Origin of the sequence: Bradyrhizobium altum (assembly GCF_020889705.1) — a bacterium.
GTDB lineage: Bacteria > Pseudomonadota > Alphaproteobacteria > Rhizobiales > Xanthobacteraceae > Bradyrhizobium > Bradyrhizobium altum.
On the sequence record NZ_JACMYP010000155.1, the window covers coordinates 1 to 21,648 of the forward strand.

General features: G+C 58.4%; 14 protein-coding genes and 7 pseudogenes. 14 read left to right on the plus strand and 7 right to left on the minus strand.

Annotated elements, in window-relative coordinates:
• Window positions 1–458: 458 nt before the first annotated feature.
• The 3 genes from H8B02_RS30245 (at window position 459) to H8B02_RS30255 (ending at window position 3,318) form a co-directional block, all read left to right on the plus strand.
• Window positions 459–1,337 carry a CmcJ/NvfI family oxidoreductase gene (locus H8B02_RS30245; protein WP_229169582.1) on the plus strand — a complete coding sequence of 293 codons (879 nt, stop codon included), beginning with the start codon at window positions 459–461 and terminating at the stop codon, window positions 1,335–1,337.
• A 175-nt stretch (window positions 1,338–1,512) separates the two neighbouring features.
• Window positions 1,513–2,397, plus strand: a complete 885-nt coding sequence (locus tag H8B02_RS30250) for a CmcJ/NvfI family oxidoreductase (RefSeq protein ID WP_229169583.1) — start codon at window positions 1,513–1,515, stop codon at window positions 2,395–2,397.
• 126 nt (window positions 2,398–2,523) lie between these two features.
• Complete coding sequence (locus H8B02_RS30255; RefSeq protein ID WP_229169584.1) at window positions 2,524–3,318, plus strand: phytanoyl-CoA dioxygenase family protein; 795 nt, start codon at window positions 2,524–2,526, stop codon at window positions 3,316–3,318.
• Window positions 3,319–3,775: 457 nt separating this feature from the next.
• Here H8B02_RS30255 and H8B02_RS30260 read toward each other — a convergent pair whose 3' ends face one another.
• Both H8B02_RS30260 and H8B02_RS30265 read right to left on the minus strand, forming a co-directional pair.
• The gene (locus tag H8B02_RS30260) at window positions 3,776–4,798 is read right to left on the minus strand and encodes a 3-hydroxyacyl-CoA dehydrogenase NAD-binding domain-containing protein (RefSeq protein ID WP_229169585.1); all 1,023 of its coding nucleotides are present in this window, start codon (window positions 4,796–4,798) and stop codon (window positions 3,776–3,778) included.
• Between the two features lie 1,343 nt (window positions 4,799–6,141).
• A complete protein-coding gene (locus tag H8B02_RS30265) occupies window positions 6,142–6,306 on the minus strand; it encodes a hypothetical protein (protein WP_229169586.1) in 165 nt (54 codons plus the stop codon).
• A gap of 481 nt (window positions 6,307–6,787) precedes the next feature.
• On the opposite strand from H8B02_RS30265, the gene H8B02_RS30270 reads away from it, so the two are divergent.
• The 5 genes from H8B02_RS30270 to H8B02_RS30285 all read left to right on the plus strand — a co-directional run bounded on the left by H8B02_RS30270 (window position 6,788) and on the right by H8B02_RS30285 (window position 9,404).
• Window positions 6,788–7,027: a hypothetical protein gene (locus H8B02_RS30270; RefSeq protein ID WP_229169587.1), complete on the plus strand. Its 240-nt coding sequence runs from the start codon at window positions 6,788–6,790 to the stop codon at window positions 7,025–7,027.
• A gap of 155 nt (window positions 7,028–7,182) precedes the next feature.
• Window positions 7,183–7,956, plus strand: a complete 774-nt coding sequence (locus H8B02_RS30275) for an SDR family NAD(P)-dependent oxidoreductase (RefSeq protein WP_229169588.1) — start codon at window positions 7,183–7,185, stop codon at window positions 7,954–7,956.
• Window positions 7,957–8,153: 197 nt separating this feature from the next.
• Window positions 8,154–8,303 (plus strand): hypothetical protein, encoded by a 150-nt coding sequence (locus H8B02_RS30280; RefSeq protein ID WP_376711726.1) that lies wholly within the window; start codon window positions 8,154–8,156, stop codon window positions 8,301–8,303.
• On the plus strand, window positions 8,303–8,455 hold the full coding sequence (locus H8B02_RS49095) for a hypothetical protein (protein ID WP_376711727.1): 153 nt from the start codon (window positions 8,303–8,305) through the stop codon (window positions 8,453–8,455). Before H8B02_RS30280 ends, H8B02_RS49095 begins: the two co-directional genes overlap by 1 nt.
• Window positions 8,448–9,404, plus strand: a complete 957-nt coding sequence (locus tag H8B02_RS30285; protein WP_229169589.1) for an amidohydrolase family protein — start codon at window positions 8,448–8,450, stop codon at window positions 9,402–9,404. Before H8B02_RS49095 ends, H8B02_RS30285 begins: the two co-directional genes overlap by 8 nt.
• A gap of 278 nt (window positions 9,405–9,682) precedes the next feature.
• Here the strand turns inward: H8B02_RS30285 and H8B02_RS30290 are convergent, their stop codons facing one another.
• A complete protein-coding gene (locus H8B02_RS30290) occupies window positions 9,683–10,615 on the minus strand; it encodes a LysR family transcriptional regulator (RefSeq protein ID WP_229169590.1) in 933 nt (310 codons plus the stop codon).
• A gap of 98 nt (window positions 10,616–10,713) precedes the next feature.
• Here H8B02_RS30290 and lhgD point away from each other — a divergent pair, with 98 nt between their 5' ends.
• From lhgD to H8B02_RS30310, 4 genes and pseudogenes are all read left to right on the plus strand, one after another.
• Window positions 10,714–11,922 (plus strand): L-2-hydroxyglutarate dehydrogenase, encoded by a 1,209-nt coding sequence (gene lhgD, locus H8B02_RS30295; RefSeq protein ID WP_229169591.1) that lies wholly within the window; start codon window positions 10,714–10,716, stop codon window positions 11,920–11,922.
• 1,185 nt (window positions 11,923–13,107) lie between these two features.
• Window positions 13,108–14,337, plus strand: a complete 1,230-nt coding sequence (locus tag H8B02_RS30300) for a CaiB/BaiF CoA transferase family protein (protein WP_229169592.1) — start codon at window positions 13,108–13,110, stop codon at window positions 14,335–14,337.
• Between the two features lie 47 nt (window positions 14,338–14,384).
• Window positions 14,385–15,607 (plus strand): annotated as a pseudogene (locus tag H8B02_RS30305) (acyl-CoA dehydrogenase family protein).
• A 49-nt stretch (window positions 15,608–15,656) separates the two neighbouring features.
• Window positions 15,657–15,854 (plus strand): annotated as a pseudogene (locus H8B02_RS30310) (phosphotransferase family protein); the annotation flags it as partial.
• Between the two features lie 956 nt (window positions 15,855–16,810).
• Here the strand turns inward: H8B02_RS30310 and H8B02_RS30315 are convergent.
• A pseudogene (locus tag H8B02_RS30315) lies at window positions 16,811–17,324 on the minus strand (transposase); the annotation flags it as partial.
• A gap of 192 nt (window positions 17,325–17,516) precedes the next feature.
• Window positions 17,517–17,771: pseudogene (locus tag H8B02_RS30320) on the minus strand (transposase); the annotation flags it as partial.
• Between the two features lie 75 nt (window positions 17,772–17,846).
• On the opposite strand from H8B02_RS30320, the pseudogene H8B02_RS30325 reads away from it, so the two are divergent.
• Window positions 17,847–18,871: pseudogene (locus tag H8B02_RS30325) on the plus strand (IS110 family RNA-guided transposase).
• A gap of 252 nt (window positions 18,872–19,123) precedes the next feature.
• Here H8B02_RS30325 and H8B02_RS30330 read toward each other — a convergent pair.
• Both H8B02_RS30330 and H8B02_RS30335 read right to left on the minus strand, forming a co-directional pair.
• Window positions 19,124–19,687 (minus strand): annotated as a pseudogene (locus H8B02_RS30330) (transposase); the annotation flags it as partial.
• 34 nt (window positions 19,688–19,721) lie between these two features.
• Window positions 19,722–20,264 (minus strand): annotated as a pseudogene (locus tag H8B02_RS30335) (IS66 family transposase); the annotation flags it as partial.
• A 684-nt stretch (window positions 20,265–20,948) separates the two neighbouring features.
• Here H8B02_RS30335 and H8B02_RS30340 point away from each other — a divergent pair.
• The coding region (locus H8B02_RS30340) for a reverse transcriptase domain-containing protein (RefSeq protein WP_312001354.1) at window positions 20,949–21,648 on the plus strand (700 nt) is incomplete at its 3' end.

A 21,648-nucleotide genomic window follows, 5' to 3' on the forward strand; every position in this document is an offset into this window, starting at 1 on the left:
TCAGTTGATACATGCTTGACAGATAAACGCCCATGTGAGTACGGGGTGAAGGTCCCGCTCTGGCGGACGCTCAAGTGTCCAGCTCAGCTCAATCCAGCTTCTCAACGGACGATATGCGCGCACTCCATGACGGTCCCGGCCGTCACCGAAGAGCGGCTTGCGGCAGTCCTTGCACTTGTAGACGCCCGCTTGCCCTGGAGCTTCGTAACGCGCTCGCCAGTCGCTGGGCAACCTGGACAGGTCGGCGCACGCGGCCAGATGCTCGCACGGCTAAAGTCCTTCGGAGCAGGCGGCGCAACGCCGAATTTCGGAGCCAACGCACCCTTCTTTGCACTAATCAGCACTGAGCAATGCATTAACGTCCGCAAGCGACCAGTGTAGCCTATTTGTCACGGTTGATAAGCGAAAGCCTACTCCACGCGCCCGCTTGAATCTGGCTGAACGGAGGAGACGACTAAATGGCACAGCTCAACCAATCTGAAACGATCCGAGTTTTGTCGGCTGCGCGCGTAAACCGTGATGATCTCGCGTGCGTGAAGGGTGAGATAGGCTTTACTCGACGATCGCCGGACGAAAACGCCCCAGAAGTGTTTTGGTCGCCAACGGAAGAGAACCCGCCCCCGATGGTTAGCTACGACGTCAATATCCGCAACGCGCGACCCCTCGTGAGCGAACTGTCTCTCGATCGAGAGGGCTTCGTATTGGCTCAGCACAAAACGGCTTGCACAAACGAACGCGATCCAGCGATTGTGACGGACAGGTATCTGGAGGAGATGGTTCCTTTCTTAAAGGACTACTTCCATGCCTCCTGGGTCGTTCCCAAGCGAGTTGGCACTGGCGTTGTTGTGCGTTCTGCGGACAGCGTCATTCTTGGAGTTAGGAGCGCCTCCGGACCCGGTCAGGCCCATATCGACTACGCGTCAATCTCAGCACCGTTGCTTGCTGCGCGCGACAACCAGGCGCAAGGCATCCCGATGCGGTCATATTCGCGGTTGATGATCATTCACGCTTGGCGCGCCGTCTCGCCGCCTCCGCAGGATCTTCCCTTGGCACTGTGCGACCGCTCCAGCGTTTCCAATGCAGATATTCTGGAGCGTGACCACCTCAATATGAATGGCGAATCGTTCAGAGATTGCAAGCTTCACTTCAATCCAGGCCAGCGTTGGTACTGCTTTCCGGACTTGGAGCCGGACGAACTCATTCTTTTTAAGGGCTATGACTCTGAGGAAGGTTGCAATGCGCAAGTGGCGCACACGGGGTTTGACAATCGTCGCACCTACCCCAATGCAAAGCCCCGCGAAAGTATCGAAGCTCGCTTCTTCGTGTACTACGCCTGAGCGGCGGAGATCGCATCTGCGCTTCAATTACGGCTCAAGCTCACCAGGGGTCGGAGACGCTAGGCGCGGTGATCCACATTTTGCAGAATTTGTGCGGTTCGGGAGCGCGTTTTGCGGTTTTTGGGCTTCGATCCTCATTTATATTTTTAACTGAAGAGAGGCTAGGGAGAGTGCCATGGGAAATGCGACGCGATCCTCATCGTCAGGACGAGTAGACCGTGAGCATTTAGAGTGCGTGCAGGGTCGATTTAGCTTTGCGCTACGCTCGCCCGACGAGGGGACTCCTGAATATAAGACTGGCTACGACATTCCCTTTGTCGAGCACGACGTCACTATCCGCAATGCGCGTCCGATCGTGGACGAGCTGTCGCTGGACAAGGAGGGCTTCACTCTCATTCAGCACAAGATGTCTTGTCTCAACGAGCACGATCCGCAGGTCCTGCGCAAGAAATATCTGGAGGAGTTGGTTCCCTTCGTCAAGGACTACTTCAATGCGTCATGGGTCGCGACTGCGGACGTTGGTGGAGTCACGCTTCGCTCTCTCGGTGGCGACTCCTTCGGTGGGACAGCTGATGGTGCGGGCGGAGAGGCGGGCAAGCTTCCAGTTAGAAACTTTGGGGCTGGATTTGCCCATATTGATTATTCGCCGGTCGCTGGACCTATGATTGCCGCGCGTGACAACCAGCTGCAGAGCATTGAGATTCGTTCGTATTCTCGGTTGATCATCCTTCAAACTTGGCGTGCTATTTCCTCGCCGCCACAGGATTTCCCCTTGGCGTTCTGCGATGGGTCCTCCATTTCAAATGCGGATCTTGTCGACACGCCGCAGACCAGATACGGGGCTACTATTAGGGCTTGGATTCCTCACTACAATCCTTCTCACCGCTGGTACTACTTCCCAGACATGACGTCAGACGAGCTCGTTCTATTTAAGGGTTATGATTCCGCGATGCATTACCATCCGTGGTCAGCTCACTCGGCGTTCGATAATCGCCGAGCGTGCCCCAATGCAAGGCCCCGCGAGAGCATCGAGACTCGAGTCTACGTGTACTACGAGTGAGTGGCGGAGATCGCTTGATCGGTTTTGATTGCATGCGGTAATCAAGGGGGGCTCGAGTTGGGCCGCTAAAAAGGAGGAGGGGAAGGAAAGATGGAGGCTACACGCACCGATCTGCAGCTCCGAGCCGTGACCGACGAGGAGGTGGCGCACTTTGCCGAACACGGATGGGTCATGCTGCGCGGGCTTCTCGACGCACAACTGGCTCGAGATCTTCTCGATCGTGCGAAGGCTATGACAAATTTGGAGGCTGACCAATCTTCCGGAGTCTTGTCGGGAGTTCGCAACGCTATTTTCGAGGCGGATCCCTTGTTCGCTCGCCTCGCTTTGTCCGCGAGTCTGGGCAAGATGGCGGCGCAGTTGCTGGGCGAGCGCGTCGCAATGCGGCGACTCGAACACAAGCTGATGGTCAAGCCGGCAGAAGACGCGCGTAAGCGCACTAGGCCAACGATGCCGCATCAAGATCATCTGCGTCCGTTTAGAAGCAACGCGGCGCAGTTCTGGATTGCGCTCGATGAAGTGACGCCGGAAATGGGTTCAATGTGGTTCCTCGGCGGCTCTCAGAAATTTGGCTTGCTTGGGGGAGGCCTGCTCGGGAGAACGAATGAGTTGGTTGGGCCGGACGAGTTCGCCTCGCTAGAAGCGGTCTTCGACCGCTTCCCTCGCCTGAGACAATGCGAACTAAGTGAGCCGCAGCGCTACGCACCGGGTGACGTCACTGTGCATCACGGCCTCACGCTCCATGGTGCCAGCGCGAACACCACTGATCGGACACGCTGGGCGTACCGAGTCGTCTTCTTCCCCGCCGATGCTATTTATACAGGCGAACCCAACTATAGATATACGGACGGCCTGGGTCTGAGTGCGGGGCAGCAATTTGACCACCCGAATTTCCCGGTGGTCTGGACCCCGCAAAGCCTCTAGAGGGCCACGCCCGCCCTGGAGGAGTCCCGAACCGCGACGATCGAGCGGTAGCCATCGAATCCCGTTGTGCGTGGGCGATGCGGGCAAACGTTCAGTAAGAAATTTCAAAGCTTGGTTTGCCCATTGTGATTACGCGCCGATCGCTGGCCCTCAGATGGCCGCGCGTGACAACCAAGTGCAGGGCGCTGAGATTCGTTCGTATTCTCGATTGACAATCATTCAGCTTGGCGTGCTCTTTCGCCGCCTCCTCACAATTTCCCCCTAGCCCTCTGCGATGGCTCATCCATTCCAAACACTGATATTCTCGAGACGCCACAGACGAAGTGGCGCTACAGCCACGATTCGCCCAAGGTCTATGGAGGGACACCACCGTCTCCTGGCGTGGAGCGCCCGTCGACACAACTTCCAATCGCGAGAGCATTCGAAATGGGCGCAGGTCAGTCACACGCCAATCTCTTCATCCTCCATCCCACCCCAACAGGCGACCCTCACCGGAGCGATACCATGGCTCACCATCTTTGAGGCCCGCCCGAACCCGCTGCAATGCTCGACGTATCCCGACTATGCCGCCATTACGCAACTCCATCAGCCCAGCCTGCCCATCGACTCCGATTCCATTGAAGACCTGTTCGGCATAGGCCCGCATCAGTTCCTTATCAGGCTGAAAGCTGGGGGGAGCCATATAGCCGCTCTCCATTTCACGCGCGAGGCCTTCCACGTACTTCCCATATAGGGAGGGATTGCGCACGCCGAGAAAGAACACAGACGAGGGACCCATTACGGCCCAACGTAGAGCGGGACCCGCTGCGATAGCCCTGTCGATGGCCTCAAGATCGGCTACGCCTTGCGACATCAGGTACAGCACCTCCCGGAGAACGGCGAACTGGATACGGTTTCCGATATAGCCGCCGATCTCGCGGTCAAGCTCGACCACTTCGCAACCCGTCGACCGATAGAATGCGGAAGCATCGGCCGCCGCCTGTCGGGCAGCTTCGCCTCCGGCGATCTCGACAAGCGGCACGAGGAAGGGCGGATTGAAGGGATGGCCTATGAGAACGCGCTCGGCATGCTGCGCCCGACTTCTCAGTTGCGCGGCAAGGAAGCCGGAAGAACTCGACGCGATGACAACAGCGGGAGGTGTACACGCATCAATTTCTGCAATCAGGGCGATCTTCGCATCGATATTTTCTGTAGCACTTTCCTGGACAAAACCGGTACCGTCGAGTGCTTCCTTAAAATTGTTGGTGAAATGCACACGGGACGGCGAGGCGCCCGGCGCCATCCCGAGTTCGATGAGGGCTGGCATAGCCTGCACAAGGCTTTCTCTAAGATAGCTCTCCCGTTCGGCGGCCTGGTCATAGACCACAACCTCAAGGCCAGCTCGCATGAAGTGCGCGGCCCAGCCTGCGCCGATCACGCCGCCGCCGACACAGGTGACCTTGGCAATCTTTCGCGCGCCTGGTACTTCAGGTTCCGACATTCATTTGCTCCAGCGTTGAATGATCAACCTCTGCGGCGTGGAGACTTCGATTGCCTCGACACCTTGTGGTAGTTATGAGGAGATTCTATTGCCATACCCTCCGCGTGAGAAAGCAATAGCGGGACGAAGAGTTCGTATTCTTGGTGTAGCGTGAATATGATACATTTGCTCCCGTCGTTGCAGTCATTGCGTTCGTTCGCAGCAGTTGCAGAGATGCGAAGTGTTACAGAAGCGGCGCCCATAGCTCTGCGCGCACCATTGCGCGCAGTGAGCCATGAGATCCGCGAATTCGAACAGAAATGGGCCTACAACCGATGAGCATTAGCCGAATCGAGTATCTCACACATTTTGATTTTCTTTTGATTTTCGAGCGCTTGTACCGGACAACACGAACCAATGCGGTGGCCATGTAAGTCCTGTTGCGTCAACACAACGCAACGCCGATTTACGATCTCCAGATTATCCTTGCACCTCGTTCTGCCCCCATGAGGCGTGGGCCGTCCACGACGCGACGCCGAACTGCAACCCGCTGTCTTGCCAACAAGCTGAGGGCAAACCGAAAACGGCCTTCGTTTAGTCCATACTAGCGCGTTCGCTCGATGGGTTTTCACGTTTCGAGGCCCGTAATGCAGGAATCCTGCGCGTTAATCGGCTTTTTGCTGCCCGCGGTCATCTTTCCCACGAACGAGTACCTGCGTCGGGAGCATCTTTCCGATGTGCTCGTGGTCGCTGAGGGGAGAGACTGGTGGGCGCGGGCGCGCGGCGAAAATGCAAGCGCGGAACGACCGCAATATCTTTATGTGTTTCTTCGCGTACGCCGGAACGAGCCACGTTACGGGGAACGATGACGTCCTACGGCTTGGTTCGCAGCTTGATCTGGAGTTCGTCGGCGCGCCATTTGTGCGCAGCCGCAATCATCCGCACCGTCTCTCAGGCAATTGTGCCGTTCCGCTCGGAGGCACGCTTCGAAAATGTTCGTCGTGCGAGGGCCGTCGGAGCGATCGATCTGAAAGCGAGCGAAGCTGGCTATCTTCCGGGCGTTGGTCCTAGCCTTAATAGGTGTTCTTTAGAGATCGAACCCCGCTGCTGCGCCCGCACGGCTACGTGATGCCTTATTGCAATCAGTTTCCAATTGTTCGCGCGCCGAGCAGATAGGCAAGCTCTGCGGAAGAGGCCGTCTTTCCGATTCCGGGTATCCAATTCCGGTAATCACGATTTGCTGAATTATCGAGCCCTCGTCTCCTGAATGAGCACATCGAGCATTGCGCCAGGCTAAGCAATTGTAGCTGAATTCCGCAAGCGGATGGCCCCAGGTCGAGAGCTCCCACTCGAGCACAATGCGATCACGCGCTATCCGCGAGACTGATCCGCTCCGAATACCGGAATCGTGGGCCGCGTGCGATGGCCAGCGAGGTCTTCAACTGTTGCTCGCCTGATACCGGCAATTCGCGCAGCTGCGCCTCGGAAGAGATCAAGACGAAGTGGCTGAAGCCTTGCTGCGAGATCACCTCCGTCTTTCGCGAGGACCAAGGCCGAGGTTGTATCGCTGGAGACGACCAATATATCTGGATGCCCATCGAGTGCCGCGAAGATCATTACGTAACGGCAACAACTGGTAACGCTCTCGCAGCCTCGTCCTCCGCGGATTTTCCTTGACGACGCTAACGGGTTTTTGTTGGCTACGGGGAAGACCTGCGCGGCATGCTGGAGCGTGCCGAGTTTGTGGGGCGATTTGTCACCGCAAACCGGCTCGTCTAGCCGAGCCATTCCGGACACATCGTCGGCGAAGATGTGGTTGCGCACCATGATGCTGGCCGGTGTGTTATGTCCGATCAAAACTCCGCTCGCATGGAAAGCTTTGCATTTTGGCAAGCTCACGCAGAATTTCGTCGATGACGACCCTACATTGCTGAATTTTCGCTTTCGGGGATCGGTATTGGATCGTGAGGATCCATCCGAATGGGCAAATCGGGTGGGGGGAGCTTTCGGATGCCGTACTACTCTTTTGATCTTGTGATTGACGACGAGCAGAAGAACCAAGGCGGACTCTTCCTCGAAAGCCTCAAGGTCGCCTCTGAGCGAGCGGACCAGCTCGCGGCCGAACTTGCCATCGTGCGTCCAGAACTGAAGGCCAAAGGCTGTGCAATTCGGGTCACCGGCCCCGAGAACACTGAAGTCTATCGTACCCTACTCGATCCGATTCCGCCATGGATGAGGCATTTGCGCTGAGCGTCGTCATGGACGCCTGATAAGGAGCGCGCGGCCGGGTCTCATACCAGGGACGATATGCGTGCACGCGGCGGGGCGCCTTAGTCCGCCCGGATCAAGCCCAGCCATACAACGCGGAAGCTGAAACGTAGATAGTAAAAGAGGAGATACGCGCAGTGACAAAAACCCCGTTCGACCTCTCTGGCAAGGTCGCCGTGATCACCGGCTCCAGCCGCGGTATCGGTCGCGCGTCGGCTGAGCTCTTGGCGCAGCTTGGCGCCAAAGTCGTGATCTCCAGCCGCAAGCCGGAGCAATGTCATGAGGTCGCCGAGAATATCCGCAACGCGGGGGGGGAGGCGCATGTCATTCCGTGCAACATCTGCCACCGCGCCGACGTCGAGGCGCTGGTTGGAGGCACGACACGGCACTACGGCAAGATCGACATCCTCGTCTGCAATGCCGCCGTGAACCCCTATTACGGGCCGCTGCTCGATATCTCAGACGAAGCCTTTGACAAGATCATGGGGGCGAATGTCAAGAGCAACCTCTGGCTCTGCGCGCTCACGATCCCGCAAATGGCCGCGCGCGGCAGGGGCTCGGTCGTCATCATCTCATCCATCGGCGGCCTACGCGGCTCGACTGTGATCGGCGCCTACGGCATATCCAAAGCTGCCGATTTTGGGCTCTGCCGGAGCCTCGCCGGCGAGTGGGGTCCCGAAGGTGTGCGGGTCAATTGCGTAGCTCCAGGCTTGGTGAAGACTGATTTCGCCCGCGCGCTCTGGGAGGACAAAGAGCGTTTGAAGCGGCGCTGCGCCACTACGCCGCTCCGCCGGATTGGCGAGCCGCACGAAATTGCCGGCGCTGTCGCCTATCTCGCTTCTGATGCGTCAACATTCATGACCGGGCAGGCGATTGTACTAGATGGTGGGCTGACCACGGCGGCGGTGTAGCCCACTTTGGCGGCGTCTTTCGTGCGGTGCCAGGTTCGAGCTCGGTGCGCTACCGTTGGCTACAGCACGGGCACTGACAATTTTTCGACTGAATCTGCGGACTTCCACGCTCTGCCCGCACATTTTCCGGCGGACGCTCTCAAACGGCTGATGACACTTTGTCGTCGTACTCAAGGTTGAGGCAAGGGAGGCTACGCGTGTCGACAACTTCATCTGCGCTCGCGCCGATCGACGAAACTAGGTTGACCGGCTTCTACCGCCGTACGACCATCCCAGAGAAGCGCACGTTTTGGGCCTGCGCGACCGGCTGGGCGCTCGACGGCATGGATTTTGTGAGCTACCACTGATGATCGGAACGATCATTAGTCTCTGGAATGTCGACGCTGGCACTGCCGGCTTGGCAGGTGCGGTGACCCTGTTCCTCGCCTATCTCCCGTTCTTCCTGGCGGCCTACGTCCTCCCGGAAACGCGCGGCAAGGGGCTCCACGCCAATGCATGACCCGGCCTGTACAGTCGACGGGGCCCCCACTTGTCCGGCACCCGATCCCCGGCCGCGCGGGCCGACACGCTTCGTCGTACCACCGGGAGCAGTAGATACCCACGCACATGTCATCGGGCTGCCACCGGTACATCCATTCGTTGCGAGCCGCAGCTACACCCCGCCGCCGGCGTCACTGAAACGCTACCTCAGCATGCTTGACGCAACGGGCATGACGTATGGCGTGCTGGTGCAGGTCAGTGTGCACGGCACGGACAACGGGCTGGCCGTCGAGGCGCTGAAGGCGAATCGTGAGCGGCTGAGAGGCATCGGCGTGATTCCACTTGGCCTGCCCGATAAGCAACTTGGCGATCTCAAGGAGGCCGGAATTGTCGGGCTCCGCCTGAACGTCCTGTACGGCGGCGGCATCGGCTTCGATCATCTCGATTCATACGCGTCACTCGCCCACGAGATGGGCTGGCATCTGCAGTTTCTCATTGATGCCGGAAATCTGGTGCCGCTGATGCCACGGCTAGACAAGCTGTCCGTGCCCTTCGTGGTCGACCATTGGGGGCACTTTCCGGTTTCGCGCGGAATCGACGATCTCGGCTTCCGGACGCTGGTTTCGCTTGTCCGTGATGGGGCTTGGGTCAAGTTGTCGGGAGCCTACCGCAACTCCATCGAAGGCCCGCCTTATGCCGACACAGTCCCGTTTGTCCGCATCCTCCACGCCGCCGCGCCCGAGCGTTGCGTCTGGGGCTCCGACTGGCCGCATGTCGCGCATTGGAAGTACATGATGAATGTTGGCGATCTGCTCGATCTCCTCGTCGACTGGGTACCGGACGCAGCAGCCCGCAACCGGGTTCTCGTCGATAACGCGTATCGCCTATACGGCTTCAAGCCCTCAAGGGTGACGGACAAGGCTTCGAAGGCCGGAAAGCGGTCGAAAGGTGCTGCTGATCGCCTCTGAGCCCGTCGACGCGCCCAGACAAAACGCCACGTTGCGCGGGCGATTTTATCGGAAGCGGTATTTCAGAAAACTTCGCTACGGGGGCATGTAGCCGTCGGAACTTGCTACTTCATGTCGTAGCTTGCTCGGTGACATTATCTTCAATGACTATTGCGCCTCCAACAGCGAAAGCGTGCAATGTCTTGCCACGTTTGAACGAGCGTTTTGCGCTACTGACAATCGTTACCCGGCTACAGAGTAAAATCTTGCTGTTGCCAACCAGTCAGACATGGTCCTGATCAGGCAAAACTAACAGCCTGCAAAAAGTCTGCCGTTATGCGCACCAGTTCGCGCATTTCTTTGACCAGGGGGCGCGTATCGTCGCGCCGCCACTGAAAGGAATACGCGAGCGGTGCCAAAAGATTCTTATCGGCAAGGCGGCGTAGAACGCCTTTATCAGCCAGACGTTCGGCCCAGCCGGAAGGCACAATCCCGACTCCGACCGACAAAGTCAGCATCCCAACGATTGCGCTCCAATTGTTGCAGCTGATGCGCTCGACATGTGTGATCTGATTCACGTTAAGCCAATCGTCGATCAGTTGGGTCGTGCCGGCCAAGGGTGGAAGTGCAATCAGGGGCACGCCCCTCTTGAGCAAAGCCGCACATGTGCTGTCGTCACCAGCAAGACTCGACGCTGCCATCCATACAAACTCGGCCTCAACGAATGGCTGCGACATGATGCCATGACGGGAGGAGCGGCCTGCGATAATAGCGAAGTCGAGTTCCCCGTGATTGAGACGATCCTCGAGGGTCGCTCCGACATCCACACAGGGATCCAAATGCAAATTCGGATGATGCCTTCTTGCACTCGCGACGAGGCTGGGAAGCCAGGTCATTGCGCTCAATTCGCCCACTCCGAAGGCACAATAGCCCGATAGCCCGGAGGCCTTTGTCATGGAGCGTTTGATGTTAGCCGCAAGATCAAGCAGATGAATTGAGCGCGCAAGCAGATCCTGTCCCGCCTGCGTTAGAATCGCCCTATGGCCCGAACGATCGAACAAAGTCGTCCCGAGAGAAATTTCCAGTTCGGCAACTCGCTTAGAAAGCGAGGAGATCGACAAATTCAGCCTCTGCGCTGCAATCGCGAAGTTGGTACAGGTCGCGGCCCAATAGAAGGCTTCCAATTGCTTAAGGGTCATTACAAGCCGAAGGTATTTGATAAAAGCGAACAATATGATGTCGAAAAATTCGCTTTTTTACAACTCACCGTCCTGGTTCTTTTGCCGACGTGAGAAAGCTACGTGAAAAGCGTAGCCTATGGGGAAACGGGATGAGCGCCAGGCGTGTCGCGGTTATCGGTGGCGGGATTAACGGTCTTGCAGTAGCTCGCCAGTTGATGCTGGACCATGCCCGGATCTCCGTCGCGGTATTCGAGAAGGAATCCGATGTCGCCCTGCACCAGTCGAGCCATAACTCGGGCGTGGTCCACGCCGGCCTCTACTACGAACCGGGAAGCCTGAAGGCACGCCTTTGCGCGCGCGGTCGCGATCTGATCAAGGAGTATTGCGCGACCCATTCCTTGCCTTACAACGAATGTGGCAAGCTGGTGGTGGCGCTTTCCGAAGACGAATTGCCGCATCTCGAAAACATCTTTCGAAAGTCGGTCGCCAATGGCGTTCCCAATATCCGAATAGTGGACGCGGAAGAGATTGGCAAGATCGAGCCAAACTGTATCGGGATCAAGGCGCTCTATTCGCCAAGAACCGCCATCGTTAACTATAGTCGGATCGCACAGCAATTCGCGATAGAAATCCGACGCGCAGGTAGCGAAATTCGCCTCAACGCGAATGTGACTAGGATTGTCGAGGCGAATGACGGTGTTGTTCTGGAGGGCGACGGCGAACCTTTGCATGAAGCCGCCTTTGACCACGTCATATCGTGCGCGGGGCTTCAGTCCGATCGCTTGGCAAAGATCAGCGGAGATAGCCCTGATCCCAAGATCGTTCCATTCTTCGGCCAATACTATGTCATCGACCGAGCGTTCCGAGACCATGTAAGGGGTCTGATATATCCGGTTCCTGACCCGCGTTTTCCGTTCCTCGGCGTGCATTTTACCAAGCGCATCGACGGTGAAATGACCATCGGCCCGAATGCCTTCATTTCATTTGGACGCGAGAATTATTCGGGCCGCTGTTTCAACTTGAAGGATGTGGGCGATTTCCTCCTCTATCCGGGCTTCTGGCGCTTCGCAGTTCGGAACGTGCCGGTGACATTGCGTGAGCTCAAGACGGTCATCAGCGACGTCGCCTTCGTGCGGGAAGCCGCAAAATACGTGCCCTCGTTATCCAATGTTGCCGTGTCACCTGCCGTTCGCGGCATCCGTGCGCAGGCGATGATGGGTAATGGGTCACTCGTGGACGACTTTGTCATCCGTCGCTGCGGCCGCGTAACTCATGTGCGGAATGCTCCATCGCCAGGCGCAACGTCTTCCATGGCTATTGCTGAGTATATCACGCGAGAAATTCTCGCATTCAAATAGGAGGCACCACCAACGAGGGGGAGTTATCCACTTTCTGGTGTCGATACCCAAAACACCAGAGGCATCGAAGCGGCGATGGATCGCGAGGCCGATCTCGAAACATTCGTCAGTACACTGGGATTTGATTGGCTTTTTGGAGACCTAGACGCCACGCGAAGAATACTCCCTGCTTCTGAGCCCGGAGGCCCCATGTACGTCTTGCGCTACTCTACGATGTGGCCAGCATTCTGCCTTACGATGATGTCGACATGCGGAAGATCAAGCTCGCAACGAAAGTTGGCGGCGAATACAAGCTCGATCTAATCAGCTTACGTCAACGGCAAAGGTTCGCGCGCGAAGCACGCGTTGATGTGGACGAACTCATTGCGCGCCAAGATCTCCATGGCCCAGCGGGTCCCCGATCGGGTAAGCGACATTCGAGCGCGCGCAAGAGGATTGGGCAATGTAGTCATCGAACGATTGATCTTGGCACTAAGCGCAAGAAGGATTGTGACAGCCTTCTGAACGGGACACAAGCCTACCCTCTTGTTCGATAATAAAGCTGGCTCCTGGTTCGACAGTGGCTGGTGGGCGGTGCCACAGATCGTCTCGATAGCACAAAGGATGACGAGATAGCGATCGAGATCTACGTCTCGACAATCGCCGACCGTCACAACAGCTCCCCAATGCATCGCCACGATGGGTTCGAACCGAGCTCCATTCACCTGTTACTTCGCATAATGGTCGAGCTCGAACGTCTAGTCCGGCGCCAGCGACTCCTCACATCAAAAAGGGGGGGGCTCAGCGCAGAATTTCAGCGTCAATGCTGAGCTCATTGCATTCATTGGGTGTTAAAGCATCGGTACACTCAGTTGCAGCTCAAAAGGTAATCTGTTTCACTACTCTCGGCGATTGAACAAGGGGGCTAGACCGGCATCGAAAGCCAGGCACCTCGCAAGCAGTCGCGGAGCGGATTGTCTGCTCCAACTTCACCAAGAGAGTTGCGTTCCGCTACTGCTTCGCAGCTCTTGTCTGCAACCATCCTGTGCGTATCGCTTCTCTGTCAGGAGCAGGCAGCTCCGGGATAGGCAAGGCTCACTTTGTAGTCTAGCAGAAGCTGCTAATAGCAACGCGACGCCACAGATCGGAAGAGAATGGCGAGCGCGGTAAACTCACGTTGCGCAGAAACATCAGGAGTAAACTTTCATGTCGGTGCTGCCACTTTCTGGCATCAGGATTCTTGACCTCACGCGCGTGCTCGCGGGACCGATATCGGCGCAGATGTTGGGCGATCTCGGAGCCGATGTACTCAAGGTCGAGCGGCCAGACACTGGGGATGACGCGCGTACTTTAGGTCCACCCTACCTGAAGGACCCGGAAGGACGCCAGAATAACAATAACGCGTTCTTTCTTTGCGCCAACCGGAATAAGCGCTCGGTCACAGTTAACATCGCCAAGGCCGATGGGCAGGCCATCATTCGCGAGCTTGCGAAGAGTTGCGATGTCTTCATGGAGAACTACAAGGTCGGCGACCTAAGGCGCTACGGCCTGGATTATGAATCGATGAGGACGATCAATCCCGGCATAGTGTATTGCTCGATCACCGGTTTTGGCCAGACCGGCCCTTACGCGCCGCGGGCAGGCTATGATGCGATCTTCCAGTCCATGGGCGGGTTAATGAGCGTCACTGGCCATATGGATGGCGAGCCGGGTGCGGGCCCGATGAAGGTCGGCCCGTCCATTGTCGACTACATGACCGGCATGAACGCATCGATCGGGATTCTGGCCTCGCTCTATCACCGCAAGGCCAATGGCGGAGTTGGGCAACATATCGATATCTCCCTGCTGGATACGGTGATCGCCTCTCTCTCGCATAACGCGCAAGTCTATCTTGTCAGCGGCAAAACGCCGCCGCGGCGTGGCACATGGGGCAATGGCGGCATGCCCTCCGGCATGTTCCGCTGCGCCGATGGCGAACTGATGCTGGTGGTTGGCAACGATGCGCAATTCGCCCGCACCTGCGGGGTGCTCGGCGCGTCCGAGCTTGCGGCCAATCCAAAATTCATCAAGAACAGGGACCGCCTTGTGCACGGCAAGGAGATCATGGCGATCTTTGCCGGCCTGTTTCTCAAGAACAAGGTCGCCTACTGGCTGGAGAAATTGGAAGAGGTCGGCGTGCCCTCCGGACCGGTGAACGATTTTGAGCAAGTCTTCGCCGATCCACACGTGCGCGAGCGCGGCATGGAGGTGAAGGTCGAGCACCCCTTCGAGCACTCGCTCTCCCTAATCCGCAACGCGCTGACGTTCTCGGACACTCCAGTGACGCAATATCGCTACCCGCCACGGCTGGGCGAACACACGGGGGAGATCTTGGCGGGTATGCTCGGCTACGATGACGCGAAGATCGCGGAATTGAAGCAGGTGGGCGTGATTTAGCACGGACAACAAGTGCGGTCCAAGTCTAGGCAAGCGAGGATCGTTTTATGGACTTTATGATGTCGTCGACGCAGACGGAATGGCTCGACCGGGTGCAGTCGTTCATGACCAGGCATGTCCGGCCGGCCGTGTCCGTCTACGAGCAGCAAGACGCCGAGGGGGATTGCTGGAAGGTGATTCCAATCCTCGAAAACCTGAACCAGAAGGCGCGCACCGAAGGCTTGTGGAATATGTTTCTGCCGCCATCATCGCATGAAGACGACGAATTCAGTGTCGCGGGATTGGCCAATCTTGAATATGCGCCGCTTGCCGAGAAAATGGGCCGCGTCAGCGGGCATCGGAAGCGTTCAACTGCTCCGCGCCGACACCGGCAACATGGAAGTGCTGATCCGCTACGGAACCAAAGAGCAGAAGCGAAAATGGTTGAAGCCGCTGATGGACGGGGAGATCCGCTCCGCCTTCCTCATGACGGAGCCTGCAGTGGCCTCCTCGGATGCCACCAACATCGAAACTTGCATCGAGCGCGACGGCGACGACGACGTGATCAACGGCCGCGATGGTGGTCGTCCGGCGTCGGCCGCCCCTCTGCAACATTGCGATCGTGATGGGCAAAACCGATCCAAAGGCGCCCCGCCATCAGCAGCAGTCACAGATTCTGGTCCCCTTGACACGCCCGGCGTCAAGATAGAGAGAATGCTACCGATGTTCGGCTATGACCATGCGCCGCACGGACACGGCCAAGTGCTCCTCGAAAACGTCCGCGTGCCTGCGTCAAATCTGCTGCTTGGCGAGGCGCGCGGTTTCGAGATCGCGCAGGGCCGCCTCGGGCCGGGCCCGCACCCATTATTGCATGCGCACGATCGGCAAGGCCGAAGAGGCGTTGGAGAAGATGGTTAAGCGACTCAACTCTTCTGTCGCTTTCGGCAAGAAGATCATCGAGCATTCGGTATGGGAGCAGCGCATCGCCGAAGCCCGCATCGACATCGAGATGACGCGCCTGTTGTGCCTCAAGGCCGCTGACAAGGCCGGCAACAAGACCGCCCAGCTCGAGATTGCCATGATCAAAGTCGCCGCCCCCCGCATGGCGTTAAGGATAATGGATCAGGCAATACAAGCTTTCGGCGGCGCCGGCGTCTCCGACCGGGCGGGGTTTGCGCGTGACGATGCCTCCGTGCGTACCATGCGCTTGGTGGATGGACCGGACGAAGTGCACTGCCGCGCGATTGCCAGGCTTGAACTTCGCAAGCACGCTAGTGCTCCGACCAAGTAAACATTAAAGTGTCCGCGGAGCACTTTACGCAGGATTCAGGAGGCTCACCTTGGCCGACGGCATCAAGAAGGACGAGGAGTTTTCGGGCACAAGAGCCGTCGAGGAGCGGCATCGCTTCAACGAGGCAAATCTTGATACCTGGATGCGCGAACATGTCGAGGGTTACGCCGGCCCGTTGACAGTTCTGCAGTTCAAGGGCGGCCAGTCCAATCCGACGTACCGGCTGGATACGGCCGGCCGCTCCTACGCCTGGCCGGCATTACACAAGGTATCGCAGGACGGATCCGCGATGGTACCGCTGCCAGTGCCAAGGCGATCGAGGCCGCCAAACGCTCCGTGCCGCTCGCAAAAGCGTCATGGGACTATGCGCAGAAGGCAGGCGCAGTCTAGCGGAAATTGCAGCAAGCCCGCGAAAGCGGGCAATGTGGCGAGCAAGCTTTATTTGCATGGGGCTCTGGCCATTTATGCGGTGCGTCATTCAGACCGTGGGACAGTCAGTGATACACAGGCTCTCGGTCCGGTCAGTTCAAATTCCGTCGGCTAGGATAAACTGAGCGCGGGACTTAAGCGTCGATGCCAGGTTCGTTGCATCAAATCTAGATCGAGATATCGTACGGTTCAACAGCGAAGCTAAGGCTTCGCGTCTTGTTATGGACATGAAGCCACGCGAATCGGGCTCGACTTCTACGATGCATTTTTGTGATCAACACCATGTTATTGTTCGGCGGACCTCGGCTTGCGCGCGAAGAGCGGAGGGAGTCTTCGTGGAGCGTGTAACAACGGGGACGAGCCGCAGGATCCTGTCAACCCATATCGCTTGACACCCGGAAATTATATTGCATGTTCGCGCTGATCGAGTACCTGTGAGAATGCGTCATGGCATCGCGGGCTTTTATCCTGGCTGCTATTCCGCCTGTGCGAAGGTGCCAGCCAGATTTGGCAATTTGGCATCGCTCGACAATCAAGCGAGCGCCGCTATCGATGTCCAGGAAGGGTACGATGTTTCGCTCGCTTCAAAAATATAAAGTCTGCAATTCGAAATCAAGCCGAACGAACAGGAGCATAGTGTGGGCGAAGTGGTCAAGCTTGAGCGTCATGACGAGATCGGTGTCGTCACGGTCGACAGTCCTCTGTGAATGCGCTGAGCGCTGCGGTATCTTCGAGTGCATCAAGAGCGCAATCGATGACGCCCAGCTCAAGGGCATCGCGCCGCAGCACGGCATGGGCTTCGAGCAGCGCCTGCGCCACCAGCTCAAGTCCGGGATGGCCAGCGACGAGCTCCTTGATCCGATCAGCGAACGTGCGCTCGGTGATCTTGCCGACCTTCAGGCCAAAGCCGCGCAGCACGCCGCGTACGCTGTTCTCGATGGCGCGCATCTTCGACTGCAGCAGCTTGCGCGCCGTCAGAATGGCGCGGGTCTCCTGCGCTTCGATCTAATGCACTGGCCGGAACCAGCCCAAGGCATCCGCGAACGTGCCGCGTCTCCAGCAGCTCAACCGCAAGTCCTGCGTCCCGCATCGCCGCGTACAGCCATTGTGACAGGGGGCCCGCCTCCAGCCCAATCCGCTCCAGCACCAGCCCCAGCGACCGGAACCAGGCGATCAGCGCCTCCGGCTCGCTCGCAACTTTCGTCTCGCGCAAAATATTGCCTGTCCCGTCGACAACGCAGACGCTCGAGCATTCCAAAGACACGTCGATTCCTGCATATTGGTACATGGTCGTCCCTCAATGATGCTCGGAGCGGGCTCGCCCGACTCCGTTGACACCATCAGTTTGAGGGAGACCGCCTTCCAACCAACAGGCCGCTCGCCAGCAAAACTGCGCCGTAGCGAGCGGGCGGCCCGGCCCGTTACCCCATCTATTCCGGCCCGCGTACAGGGCCTTATCATGCGCTAAAGCGTGATGAAGTTAGGTTCGTCCATATCCTGAGTTTGCCAAGTAGTTTGCACATTCGTCGGAGGTGAAGAGCTTCAGAGCCTCACCGATTGCGAGGCAAACGGTTTCGACTGTTGGAGCGGCCGCTTTTCGGAGCAAGTGTTTGAGCTTGGCAAAGACCTGCTCAATGGGGTTCAGGTCGGGGGAATATTTGGGCAGAAAGAAGAGCTTTGCCCCTGCGGATCGGATGAGCTGCCGCACGGCTCTGCTTCGGTGGCTACCGAGATTGATGGGGTGGACGCCCCCTGACGGCATCGCTGTGCCAAAGTGGTGTCGTTGATCATCACTCGAACGGAGGCGTCCATGTTGGAAGTTAACACAATCGGGTTGGATCTGGCGAAGAATGTGTTCCAGGTGCATGGTGGGGATGCGTCGGGAAGTGTGCTGTTCAGAAAAAAACTTCGCCGCGATCAGGTGCCTGGGTTCTTTGCCACGCAACCGACCTGCACGGTTGCCATGGAGGCTTGTGCCGGCGGCCATTACTGGGCGCGGGAGATTGCGAAGCTGGGACATGCTGTCCGGTTGATCGCCCCAGGTTACGTCAAGCCTTTCGTGAAGCGGCAAAAGAACGATGCCGATGACGCCGAAGCGATCTGCGAAGCAGCCCAGCGGCCGACCATGCGGTTCGTTGCCGCGAAGAGCGAAGAGCAACAAGCTGCGGCCATGGTGTTTCGCGTTCGTGACCTTGTGGTGCGCCAGCGGACCCAGACCATCAATGCGATACGTGGGCATCTTGCCGAATTCGGACTGGTGGCCGCGCAGGGGCTCTTCCATGTGACCAAGCTTGTTGCTGCGATTGAGAAGGATTCCACCATCCCCGAAGCTGCCCGCCCAATCCTGTTTCTGCTCGTTGAGCAACTACGGTCGCTTGACGCGGAGTGGCCGTGCTTGACCGCGAGATTGCCCGGCGCGCCAGAGAGGATGCGGAAGCCCGGCGATTGATGACCATTCCCGGTATAGGACCGATCACCGCTACAGCACTTGCCGCGTTGGCCCCATCTGCTCAGACCTTCAAGAGAGGTCGCGATTTTGTGGCATGGCTTGGCCTCACGCCGCTGCAGCGCTCCTCGGGCGGCAAGCAGAAGCTCGGGGAGACATCCCGGATGGGCGAACGAACCTTGCGTCGCCTGCTGATCATCGGAGCCAGCGCCACCGTGCGCTGGGCCATGCGAAAGGGATCGATGACGGATCCTTGGCTCTCGCGGATGCTAGAGCGCAAGCCGCCCATGCTGGTGATCGTCGCCTTGGCCAACAAGACGGCGCGCATCGTATGGGCGTTGATGGCCAGGGGCGGCATTTACCGGACGTCGGCGTTGGCAGCGAGGTAGTCCGCTCCTCGAGCGGACTACCCAAGTGTGAGAAGGTCGAACGGAGAGTATGGCGCTACGGTCAAAGAGACGGGATCGGGAAAACCAGATCATGGATACGTGCTTCGAGCACGCGAGGTTGAGTTGGACCCGTTCCGCGAACTCCCATACGGGCCGGCGGCATGTAACAGCCGCATCAGAGGCCGGACACATGTCAGCACCCGACCACGCTCTGCGCTCTTTGAAAAGATTCTTCTTGCATCGACGGGGGCGTCCACACATGTCCATGATCACGATATCACCGGGACGGAGCGTCGGAAGGAGGACCTTCTCGACATAGAGGCGGAAGCTCTCGCCATCGATTGGTCCCTCGAGAAACCACGGCGCCTCGATCCGGTCATGGCGCAAGGCGGCCAGGAAATTCATGGTCCTCCAGCGACCGTGTGGAACTTTGGTGGGAAGCCTCTGGCCACGCGGTGCCCATCCCCGCAATACCGCCATATCAGTTCTGGTCCAGGTCTCGTCGATGAAGACCAGGCGCTCAGGTTCGACGCGATCTTGATATTTGATCCACTGGGCTCGCCGCCTTGCCACGTCGGGACGATCGCGTTCGCCAGCCGCCGCGCTTTTTTTGAAACTGAGCTTCTCGGAATGGACGAACTCGCACACTGAGCGGTAGTCGACCTTCAGCCCGCGTTCGGCGAGCTCGACGACCAAGCCGCGCAAGGTGAAGTCACCCGCGCTGATCCGTTGCAACACCCAGACACGAGGTTCGCCAGAAATCGCCTTCGGCCGGTGCCCGCCCATTTTGCCAGGCGCAAGGCTGCTGGTCTCTCGTTGCCGGCGCACCGTAAGCGGCAAGCTAAGGCCGTCAAGCGGCGTGGTTCCATGGCATAAGCGCGTCGATTTCGCTGCTCGGCCAGCCGTTGGCGATACGCCGAAGTGTCAGGGCGAGCCAAGCGAACGGATCGACGTTGTTCATTTTCGCCGTCTGCAGCAGTGTTGCGATTGTTGCCCAGGTTCGTCCGCCGCCGTCGCTGCCAGCGAAGAGGCTATTCTTTCTCGTGATTGTTTGTGGCCGGATGGCGCGCTCGACGATGTTGGAGTCGAGCTCGATGCGGCCATCGGTCAGGAAGCGTTCGAAGATGGCACGGCGCGAGACAGCATAGCGGATCGCCTCGGCCAATTTTGATTTGCCGGAGATCCGCCGCAAGGTCTGCTGCCAGAGATCGAAGAGATCTGGGACGATCGCCGCGGAGGCTTGCTGGCGCGCGGCAACGCGAGCGTCGGGGCTTTGACCGCGCACGGTTTTCTCGATCTGCCAGAGCTTCGCCATCCGCTCGACCGTCGCCGTTGCCACTTCTGAGCTCCCCGCAACATGCAGCTCGTAGAACTTGCGCCTGCAGTGTGACCAGCTTGCGTCAGGACAAGTCCTGGAAAGGAGGAAGAATGTGATCTGAAACCTTTCAACGTGACCCAGAGGGTTCGACGCCCTCCCGGCAAAGGCGGAGCCCGCCAGCCGGAAGCGAGTCTTGCATGGGTGACGGCAACGTCACTCGTGAAGCGTAGACAGCGGGTACTGAAGCCCTGTGACCAGCCTCGAAATCACGGTCGTGCTGAAGCCTTCGCCGTGTTGGATCCGGGGGCAGCACTGGGAAAGCCGCTATGGCCAGGCTGACCGGTTCGGCCGGGGTCTCTGAGCAGGGCAAAGGTACGGGATGGGACACCAGGAAACCTGAGAGGTCCCGTTTGTGCCCACATGGGAAAGCCGGCACGGAGCACCGGCCACAGCAACGCTCCAGGCCTGATGACCGACTTGGCGAGCATCGGGAGCGCGCACGCGAACACGAAAACACCAAGGCATGTGGAATCCCGAGGTGAAGACATAAGCCGACGGACGCGCGCGGCGGGAAGTCGTAGCGGCTTCGTAGTACCGAGGAAGGCGGGGAACTGGGCTCACCGGGACCCGCTCGAGGGAAGGGAGCCGTCACGCGTTAAGACCCATTGACGAGAAACACGGGAGGGAACGCTGAGTCCCACGAACCTGTCCACGAAACGACAATGGATAGCCGATCTGGCGAGGAAGAATCCCAAGCGGGTGCTGACCTCGCTGCATCACCTGATCGACCGTGAATGGATGCTCGAGGCCTATCGCCTGATGCGCAAGGATGGCGCGCCCGGCATCGACGGCATGATGGCGACGGACTATGAAGCGAACCTGGAGGCCAATCTCGATGATCTCCTGGCGCGCATCAAATCCGGACGTTACATCGCGCCGCCGGTGCGACGGCACTACATCCCGAAGGCGGATGGGACCGAACGGCCACTCGGCATCCCGACATTGGAAGACAAGGTGGCACAGCGGGCGATTCTCCTGCTGCTGGAGCCAATCTACGAGACCGACTTCTTGTCGTGCTCGTATGGCTTCCGACCGGGACGATCGGCCCATGATGCCCTACACGCTCTGCGCAATGGGTTCATGGAGCAAGGGCTGCGTTGGGTGGTGGACGTCGATATCTCGAAATACTTCGACACCATCGATCACACGCACCTGCGCCGATTCCTCGATCAGCGAGTCACGGACGGCGTCGTCCGGAGGATGATTGATAAATGGCTGAAGGCGGGGGTGCTCGAAAAGGGCGTCTTGCGCCGCACGACTGGTGGAACGCCCCAAGGCGGCGTGATCTCGCCACTGCTTGCAAACATCTATCTGCACTATGTGCTGGATGAATGGTTCGAGCAGGTGGCGCGACCGCGGCTCAAAGGGCGATGCCAACTGGTCCGATACGCTGATGACG

Excerpts from the sequence above, each read along its gene's own strand:
- H8B02_RS30245 (WP_229169582.1), top strand. The coding sequence starts at position 459 with ATGGCACAGCTCAACCAATCTGAAACGATCCGAGTTTTGTCGGCTGCG.
- H8B02_RS30250 (WP_229169583.1), top strand. The coding sequence starts at position 1,513 with ATGGGAAATGCGACGCGATCCTCATCGTCAGGACGAGTAGACCGTGAG.
- H8B02_RS30260 (WP_229169585.1), bottom strand. The coding sequence starts at position 4,798 with ATGTCGGAACCTGAAGTACCAGGCGCGCGAAAGATTGCCAAGGTCACC.
- H8B02_RS30270 (WP_229169587.1), top strand. The coding sequence starts at position 6,788 with ATGCCGTACTACTCTTTTGATCTTGTGATTGACGACGAGCAGAAGAAC.
- H8B02_RS49095 (WP_376711727.1), top strand. The coding sequence starts at position 8,303 with ATGATCGGAACGATCATTAGTCTCTGGAATGTCGACGCTGGCACTGCC.
- H8B02_RS30285 (WP_229169589.1), top strand. The coding sequence starts at position 8,448 with ATGCATGACCCGGCCTGTACAGTCGACGGGGCCCCCACTTGTCCGGCA.
- lhgD (WP_229169591.1), top strand. The coding sequence starts at position 10,714 with ATGAGCGCCAGGCGTGTCGCGGTTATCGGTGGCGGGATTAACGGTCTT.
- H8B02_RS30300 (WP_229169592.1), top strand. The coding sequence starts at position 13,108 with ATGTCGGTGCTGCCACTTTCTGGCATCAGGATTCTTGACCTCACGCGC.